At 74.4% G+C, this 450-nt stretch carries 1 protein-coding gene; it reads left to right on the top strand.

Annotated features, from left to right (window positions below):
- A partial coding sequence (locus tag Q2100_RS31385; protein WP_302917143.1) for a zinc-binding dehydrogenase occupies positions 1-450 on the top strand: 450 nt, incomplete at both ends.

Genomic DNA, 450 nt, shown 5'->3' with positions numbered 1-450 from the left:
CGGCGCGGTCGGCGGGTACGCCGTCCAGCTCGCCAAGCGCGCCGGGGCGGTCGTCACCGCGACCGCATCCGCGCGCAGCGCGAGCCGGCTGCGCCGCTACGGCGTCGACCGGCTGATCGACCACATCGACTACGCGGCAACGCCGTTCGCCGTCGACGGGCAACCGTTCGACGTCGTGCTCAACCTGGTGAGCACCTCACCGGAGGAGACGGCGGCGCTGGTCGGCGTCATCGCGGACGGTGGCTTCCACGTCGGCACCATGACGTCGGGGGAGGAGAACTCCCGGGTGCGCACGCAGCGGGTCTTCGTCCGCAGCGACGCCGCGCAACTCGCCGGCCTCGTCCGCCGCGTCGACGCCGGCGGACTGCACATCGACGTCGCCGATCGCCGCCCGCTGGCCGAGGTCGCCGCGGTGCACGACGAGTCCGACGCCGGACGGCTGCCCGGCAA

It is taken from the genome of Mycolicibacterium arseniciresistens, from assembly GCF_030519285.1.
Lineage (GTDB): Bacteria > Actinomycetota > Actinomycetes > Mycobacteriales > Mycobacteriaceae > Mycobacterium > Mycobacterium arseniciresistens.
Note: the sequence above shows the minus strand (reverse complement) of the source record. Positions and strands in the feature narration are given on the sequence as shown.